The sequence below is a fragment of the Streptomyces sp. NPDC050704 genome, from assembly GCF_040654355.1.
Lineage (GTDB): Bacteria > Actinomycetota > Actinomycetes > Streptomycetales > Streptomycetaceae > Streptomyces.
This window is the reverse complement of the sequence record NZ_JBFAHW010000062.1, coordinates 55,616-62,598: the sequence shown is the minus strand read 5'-3', so window position 1 is coordinate 62,598 and position 6,983 is coordinate 55,616. Positions and strand designations below refer to the sequence as shown.

9 protein-coding genes are annotated in these 6,983 nt (G+C 71.7%); 3 read left to right on the top strand and 6 right to left on the bottom strand.

Features of this window, described 5'->3' with window-relative positions; genetic code table 11:
- The 3 genes from AB0I18_RS31370 to AB0I18_RS31360 all read right to left on the bottom strand — a co-directional run.
- The coding region (locus AB0I18_RS31370; protein WP_363109006.1) for a Tex-like N-terminal domain-containing protein at nt 1-231 on the bottom strand (231 nt) is incomplete at its 3' end.
- A gap of 142 nt (nt 232-373) precedes the next feature.
- On the bottom strand, nt 374-517 hold the full coding sequence (locus tag AB0I18_RS31365) for an LPFR motif small protein (protein ID WP_363109005.1): 144 nt from the start codon (nt 515-517) through the stop codon (nt 374-376).
- A gap of 81 nt (nt 518-598) precedes the next feature.
- Nucleotides 599-1,465 carry a hypothetical protein gene (locus tag AB0I18_RS31360; RefSeq protein WP_363109004.1) on the bottom strand — a complete coding sequence of 289 codons (867 nt, stop codon included), beginning with the start codon at nt 1,463-1,465 and terminating at the stop codon, nt 599-601.
- 150 nt (nt 1,466-1,615) lie between these two features.
- Here AB0I18_RS31360 and AB0I18_RS31355 point away from each other — a divergent pair, with 150 nt between their 5' ends.
- Together AB0I18_RS31355 and AB0I18_RS31350 are read left to right on the top strand one after the other, a co-directional pair.
- Complete coding sequence (locus AB0I18_RS31355) at nt 1,616-2,584, top strand: GlxA family transcriptional regulator (RefSeq protein WP_363109003.1); 969 nt, start codon at nt 1,616-1,618, stop codon at nt 2,582-2,584.
- A gap of 117 nt (nt 2,585-2,701) precedes the next feature.
- Nucleotides 2,702-3,337, top strand: coding sequence for a DJ-1/PfpI family protein (locus tag AB0I18_RS31350; protein WP_363109002.1), 636 nt, complete (start codon nt 2,702-2,704; stop codon nt 3,335-3,337).
- On the opposite strand, the gene AB0I18_RS31345 is transcribed toward AB0I18_RS31350, so the two are convergent.
- Nucleotides 3,330-4,088 (bottom strand): enoyl-CoA hydratase/isomerase family protein, encoded by a 759-nt coding sequence (locus tag AB0I18_RS31345; RefSeq protein ID WP_363109001.1) that lies wholly within the window; start codon nt 4,086-4,088, stop codon nt 3,330-3,332. The genes AB0I18_RS31350 and AB0I18_RS31345 overlap by 8 nt on opposite strands.
- Nucleotides 4,089-4,359: 271 nt before the next feature.
- On the opposite strand from AB0I18_RS31345, the gene AB0I18_RS31340 reads away from it, so the two are divergent.
- On the top strand, nt 4,360-4,869 hold the full coding sequence (locus AB0I18_RS31340; protein ID WP_363109010.1) for an ATP-binding protein: 510 nt from the start codon (nt 4,360-4,362) through the stop codon (nt 4,867-4,869).
- Between the two features lie 126 nt (nt 4,870-4,995).
- Here AB0I18_RS31340 and idi read toward each other — a convergent pair whose 3' ends face one another.
- Nucleotides 4,996-5,589: an isopentenyl-diphosphate Delta-isomerase gene (gene idi, locus AB0I18_RS31335; RefSeq protein WP_363109000.1), complete on the bottom strand. Its 594-nt coding sequence runs from the start codon at nt 5,587-5,589 to the stop codon at nt 4,996-4,998.
- Nucleotides 5,590-5,939: 350 nt separating this feature from the next.
- A complete protein-coding gene (locus AB0I18_RS31330; protein WP_363108999.1) occupies nt 5,940-6,878 on the bottom strand; it encodes a cation diffusion facilitator family transporter in 939 nt (312 codons plus the stop codon).
- Nucleotides 6,879-6,983 lie beyond the last annotated feature (105 nt).

Here is a 6,983-nt window from a genome sequence, read left to right as displayed (position 1 = left end):
CGTCCGGCGCTCCTCCAGCTCCCGCAGATAGCGCAACCGCTCCTCGAGCGTGCGCAGCTGCGCGTCGTCGAGCATCTCGGTCGCTTCCTTGCGGTAGCGGGCGATGAAGGGCACGGTCGAACCCCCGTCGAGCAAGTCGACGGCGGCCTTCACCTGCCGCTCCCGTACGCCGAGCTCCTCTGCGATCCTGCCTTCGATGGACCCTACGAGGGGTGGCACCTCTGCTGTCACGATCCCGTACCGCCTTCTTCACTGAGGTTGCGCGGCAATTGTGGCAGGTGGCACCGACAACGGGGGATCAGGGCGCGGTCATCGGGACATGCGGGGAGCCGGAGACGCCCTCGGTGTCTCCGGCTCCGGTGACGGTCCGCGGTCAGACCCGGCGGGCCCGTCCGCCGCGCCGTGTCGACTGCGAGGCACCGCCGAACAGCCTGGCCAGGGCCCGGAACGGCAGCGTCACCACGGTGGCGAGTGCCGCGCCGATCTGTCGCAACACGTCTGCGATCGCACGGAACACGTGCTTCCCCTTTCGTCTCCCGACCGGTACGGCCAGGAGATGTCCGGGTACCTCGCGGCGTGGCCCCGAATCCCGAAACGGTCAGTTCTTGCCGGTCATGCCCTCGGGGAAGGCTCCGGCGGCGAGCGCCGTCATGAGCAGTCCGGTGGCCAGCTCCCGGAGGCGCTCGACCCCTGTGGCGCCCAGGTGCTCGTACGGAGCCCGGTCGAGGCGGTCCGTCTGCGCCTCGACCTCCTTGCGCAGGGCCACGCCCGCCTCCGTCAACTCGCCCTCGGCGTTCAGTAGTCCGCGCTCCCGGAGTCGGCCGGTCGCCGCGTCCCAGTCCTCGCGGGTCCAGCCGCGGGTGGCGAGGATCCACTTCGGCGCCATGCCCTTGCCGGTCGCGGTGTGGCTCACCAGCGCCTCCAGGGGGTCCAGTTCCGCGCCGAGCAGCACCGTGAGATGCCCGTCGCCGCGGTGCTCGCGCAGCAGGGTGGCCGCGTGCCAGAGCGCGAGGTGCGGCTCGTCGGGCACCGGCAGGTCCGCGTGCGCGGCGTACAGCGGGCGGGCGGTCCGGGTGCACGCCTCGGTCGCGCGCAGTGCCAGCTCCGCCGCCTCGGCGACCTCCTTGGACCCGATCGCCTCGTCCCCGAGCAGCCGCCGCCATGTCGCGTCCACGGCACGCGCGCGTGCCGCGAGCACGGCCTCAGGAGACGCGGTCCGCCACACCTGGGGCACGTGCCGCGCCACCAGCTCGTGCCGGAAGTTGTAGAAGGTCGACGTCACCACGCCCGCGCCCACCGGCCCCATGGCCGCGGCCCGCACCGCGAAGTAGGCGGCGTTGCGGTCCGTGACCCCGACTGCGGCCAGCTGCTCGCCGAGGTCCGGCGAGAAGTAGTGGGTCGAGTGCAACGGATTGAGGACGTTGTGGCATCGGCGTCCGGCGCGCTCCGGCAGTGCTGTGGTCATGACGCGCAGGTTACCGACTGGTTGGTACGCAGGGAATGGCGGGGGCACGCCCAACCGCCTCGCCCGGGCCGGCCGCGTGGCCTCCCGATGGCAGTAAAGGTGGGGTACTCGTCATTGCGGCCATCCCCGCGCCCGCGAAGAATCGGGGCCATGGCGCACCGAACCGTTCTCGTCCTCCTCTTCGACGGCGTCCAGAGCCTCGACATCACGGGCCCCGTGGAGGTCTTCGCGGGCGCCGACAGCCACGCGGGCGACCCCGGAGGGACGTACCGCATCCGCACCGCCTCCCTGGACGGCGCGCCCGTACGCACCTCCAGCGGCCTGACCCTCGTCCCGGACCACGCCCTGGCCGACGCCCCGGCCCCGCACACGTTGCTCGTCCCGGGCGGCCGGGGCTCACGCGGCCCCGACCCGCGGCTGATCGACTGGCTGCGCGAGCGCGGCCCGCGAGCCGCCCGCCTGGTCTCGGTCTGCACCGGCGCGATCCTGCTCGCCGAGGCGGGCCTCCTGGACGGCCGCCGTGTCGCAACCCACTGGGCCTACTGCGAGAAGCTGGCCCGTGACCACTCGGCGATCGAGGTCGACCCCGACCCCATCTACGTCCGTGACGGCAATGTCGCCACGTCGGCCGGCGTCACCGCCGGAATCGACCTCGCCCTCGCGCTCGTCGAGGAGGACCTGGGCCGGGAGGCCGCGCTGGCCGTCGCCCGCTACCTCGTCGTCTTCCTCCGACGCCCGGGAAACCAGGCCCAGTTCAGCGCCCAGCTGGCCGTCCAGACCGCTCGGCGCGAGCCGCTCCGCGAGGTGCAGCGGTGGATCACCGAGCATCCCGGCGACGACTTGTGCGTCGAGTCCCTCGCCGCCCGCGCCCGCCTCTCGCCGCGCCACTTCGCCCGGGCCTTCCAGGCCGAGACGGGCATGACCCCGGGCCGCTACGTCGAGCGCGTCCGCCTCGAACATGCCCGCCGCCTCCTGGAGGACACCACCGACGGGGTGGAGCAGATCTCACGGTCCACCGGCTACGGCACCCCGGAGGCCATGCGCCGAGCCTTCGTCAAGGCCCTGGGCGCGGCCCCGGTGGAGTACCGCCGCCGCTTCCGCCCGGCGCCGGCCGTCTGATTCGCACACCGGCCACACAGGGGCCCCGCAAGGGGCGCGAGGAACTGCGCGACCAGCCCCGTACAACCCGCAGTTCAACCACGGACCGACACCCCCCTCGCATCCGAAAGGTCTTCCATGCAAATCGCCATAGTCCTCTTCGACCGTTTCACCGCCCTGGACGCCGTAGGCCCGTACGAGACCCTCGGCCGCCTCCCCGACTCGGAGACCGTCTTCGTCGCGGAGCGGACCGGCCCCGTCCGTACCGAGACCGGCAACCTCGCCATCACCGCCGACAAGACGCTCGCCGAGGTCCCGAACCCGGACATCGTCGTGGTCTCCGGTGGCCCAGGCCAGACCCCGCAGATGGAGAACGAGGTGCTCCTCGACTGGCTGCGCGCCGCGGACGCCACGAGCACCTGGACGACGTCCGTGTGCACCGGCTCGCTGCTGCTCGCCGCCGCGGGACTGCTGGAGGGCCGCCGCGCGACCTCGCACTGGCTGGCTCTTGACCACCTGAAGCGCTTCGGGGCCGAGCCGACGGAGGAGCGGGTCGTGACCGACGGCAAGTACGTCACGGCGGCCGGTGTCTCGTCCGGCATCGACATGGGCCTGACCCTGCTCGGCAGGATCGCGGGCGACGAACACGCCCAGGCCGTGCAGCTCGCGGTGGAGTACGACCCGCAACCGCCCTACGACGCGGGCTCCCCGCGGAAGGCGCCGGCCCACCTCGTCGAGCGACTCCGCTCCAGGAGCCGCTTCGTTCTCACGTAGAACCGGACGTGGTCCAGGTGAAGTCGGGCCGACGGCGCTCCAGAAAGGCGGCGACCCCCTCCGCGGTGTCGCCGCCGTCGCGCGCCTGGTCGGCCCAGTACGCGTCCCGGTCCGTGCGTCCGTTGGCGAACTCCTTGGCCGCGGCCTGCGTCAACTGCGAGCGCGTGACCAGTACACGGGTGAACTCCGCGACCCGCTTGTCGAGTTCGGCGCCGCCGGGCAGCACCTCGTCCACAAGGCCGGTGCGCAGAGCGCGCCCCGCGTCGACCAACTCGCCCGAGAACAACAGGTACTTGGCGGTGGCCGGCCCCACGAGGGAAACCAACCGCCGGGTGGCGGACGCCGCGTAGACGATCCCCAGCTTCGCCGGAGTGATCCCGAACAACGCCTCCTCGTCCGCGAACCGCAGATCGCAGGCCGCCGCGAGCTGACACCCTCCGCCCACGCAGTAACCCCGTACGGCCGCGAGCGTCGGCTTGGCGAACGCGGCGAGCGCCTCCTCCGCCCGCACGGCCAGCTCCTGCGCCTCGCCGGACGGGCCCCGCAGCGAGGAGATGTCGGCCCCGGCACAGAAGGTCCCGCCCTCGCCGGTGAGTACGAGCGCCCGTACGCCGGGGTTGGCGGCCAGGGTGTCGAGCAGGGGCGGCAGCGCCCGCCACATGTCCGCCGTCATGGCGTTGCGCTTGGCCGGATGGTGGATGACGACGGTGGCGACCCCGTCGGCGACGCTGTGCAGCAGCTGCGGCTCCATACGCCGGATGCTATCCGCGTCGCGGTTCCGAGCCTCGCGGGCGTCGCGTCGTCGGCCTCGGCTCGAAGGCTCGAACCGAACCCGTACAACCCGAAGAGTTCATGGATCGGCACAAGATGGACAGGATCAGTCTCACAACCGACGATGCCCTCCATTGGAGATCAGAATTCGCCGATACCCGCTGACTTCTGTTCAGTCCTCCGGTGCGAACCGGTGCGTTACCAACACTCGACGTGTGGTGACAATCGAGCGCAAGGGTGGCGACCGGACGATGGACGACCAGGGGCGGGGGTCCGGCCCACGTCCGGAAGACCCCAGGGACATGCCCCCCGACGGGAGGCCCCCCGGCCCGTTGCCGTACGAGGGAGTCTGGCGGTTCACCGCTCCCGCCGTCGACGCCTCGGTGCCACAGGCCCGGCACGCCGTCCGTGACCTGCTGGCCCGTCAAGGAGTACCCGTCTCGGACGACCTCGTCCAGGGTCTGCTGCTGATCGTCTCCGAGCTGGTCACCAACGCGGTCCGGCACGCGGCGCTGCTCTCCCCGATGCTCGCCGTGGAGGTCGCGGTCGGTGCCGAGTGGCTGCGGGTCTCCGTCGAGGACAACCACCCCTACCGGCCGACCGCCCTGGAGGCCGACCACGGCCAGACCGGCGGCCGAGGACTCCTCCTGGTACGCGAGGTCACGAGGGAGGCGGGCGGAGTCTGCGACGTCGAACACACGGCGAGCGGCGGCAAGGTGATCTGGTCGGCCCTGCCCCTCGAACCAACGCGCACGATCTGATCCGGAGCGGAACCGCGCCCCTTCAGGGGCGCGGGGAACTGCGCGACCAGCCACAACCGGCCCGCAGTTCCCGCACTGCCTCCCCTGCGGAGCGAACCGCCTCACCCGCGGAGCGAACCGGCTCGGCTACCAGCCCGCGGCAGGCCCCGTCAGCTCTCTGACCGCCGGCCGGGCCGCGTCCAGCACGGTCATGAACCACGCCGAGAACGGGTCCTTCGCATGCCGCTCCGCCAACTCCGCCGCGGTCACGAAGTCCGTTGAGCCGACCTCCTCCGGATCCGGCCGCACAGCCGACTGCACCATGCCGACGAAGAGGTGGTTGAACTCCTGCTCCACCAGGCCCGAGGCCGGGTCCGGGTGGTTGTAGCGGACCGTGCCCGCCTCGGCGAGCAGTGACGGCGAGACGCCCAGCTCCTCGTACGTCCGCCGCGCGGCCGCGGCGAAGGGCGCCTCGCCGGGGTACGGGTGGCCGCAGCACGTGTTGGACCAGACACCGGGGGAGTGGTACTTGCCCAGCGCCCGCTGCTGGAGCAGCAGCCGGCCCCGCTCGTCGAACAGGAAGACGGAGAACGCCCGGTGCAGTTGCCCGGGCGGCTGATGAGCGGTGAGCTTCTCGGCCGTGCCGATCGTGGTGCCGTCCTCATCGACCAGTTCAAGCAAGATGGCTTCGGCGGTGCCGTTCGACGAGCTGTGCGTCGCGGTGGCAGGTGTGATCGGCATACCCATCCTTCGCATCGGTCTTCAAACCCCAAGTCTGCCGTACGAAACCGGCACTCCCGGCACCACGCGGGGCCCGCATGTCCGGTTCCGTCACGCGGCCGAACCGGGCGCGGCGGCCGACACCGGTCGGACACCGAACACGGCCGGATACCTGAGCGTGCCCGCCCCTGCCGTCGGGGAACCGTCCGGAGCGGGCGCCGGGCCCGTCTCGTCCCGTGCCGGGAAACCGGGCCGGATGCCGTAGCCCGAAGTGGGCGCGCCGGGTTTTCCGACCGCTCCGCACCCGCGCTGGGCGCCTCCACCACCGCGCGTAGCCCGGGCCCGCCCCTGGTGGAGCCCCGGACGGCGCGTCAATGGCAGAGCCTCGCCTCGTGCTCCGCGTGCCCGCCCGGCTCCAGCTGGAAGGTGCAGTGCTCCACGTCGAAGTGGTCGCCCAGGCAGGTCCGCAGCTCGTGCAGCAGCTTCTCGTGGCCGAGGGCGTTCAGCGCCTCGGAGCCGACGACCACGTGCGCGGAGAGGACCGGAAGTCCTGAAGTGATCGTCCAGGCATGCAGATCGTGGACGCCCTCCACACCCGGCAGGGCACGTATGTGCGACCGTACCTTCGCTGTGTCGACGTCCCTGGGCGCCGCCTCCAGAAGCACGTTCAGCGTCTCCCGCAGGAGCTGCCACGTACGCGGCACGATCATCAGGCCGATGACGATCGAGGCGATCGGGTCGGCGGCCTGCCAGCCGGTGGTCAGGATGAGAACGGCGGAAACCAGCACCGCCAGCGAGCCCAGCGCGTCGGCGAGGACCTCCAGGAAGGCGCCGCGCACGTTCAGGCTGTCCCGCCGGCCCCGCATCAGCAGCGAGAGCGAGATCACATTCGCGAACAGGCCGATCAGACCGAACACGACCGTCGGTCCGCCCTCGGTCTCCGCCGGTGTCACGAAGCGCTGGACCGCCTCGTACAGGACGTATCCGCCGACCCCGAGCAGTAGCAGACAGTTGGCGAGCGCCGCGAGGATCTCGGCGCGCGCGTACCCGAAGGTGCGGCTCGCGCTCGGCGGGCGGGCCGCGAAGTGGATCGCGAGCAGTGCCATGCCGAGGCCGAGGGCGTCCGTCGCCATGTGCGCCGCGTCGGCGATGAGCGCGAGCGAATCCGCGACGATCCCACCGACGATCTCGACCACCATGACGGTGAGCGTGATCGACAGTGCGACACCGAGCCTCCCGCGGTACGCCGCTGCCGCGGTGCCCGCACCGGCGGCGCCGTGCGCATGTCCGTGACCGTGCCCGGCCCCCATGAGAACCACCCTCCGAAATCGACCCCGAAGCCCCGTCGGCGGTCCCCAGTGAACTACGGGTGGGGGGTATGTGCAACGCGGTACTGAACACCGTTGTCATGTGCT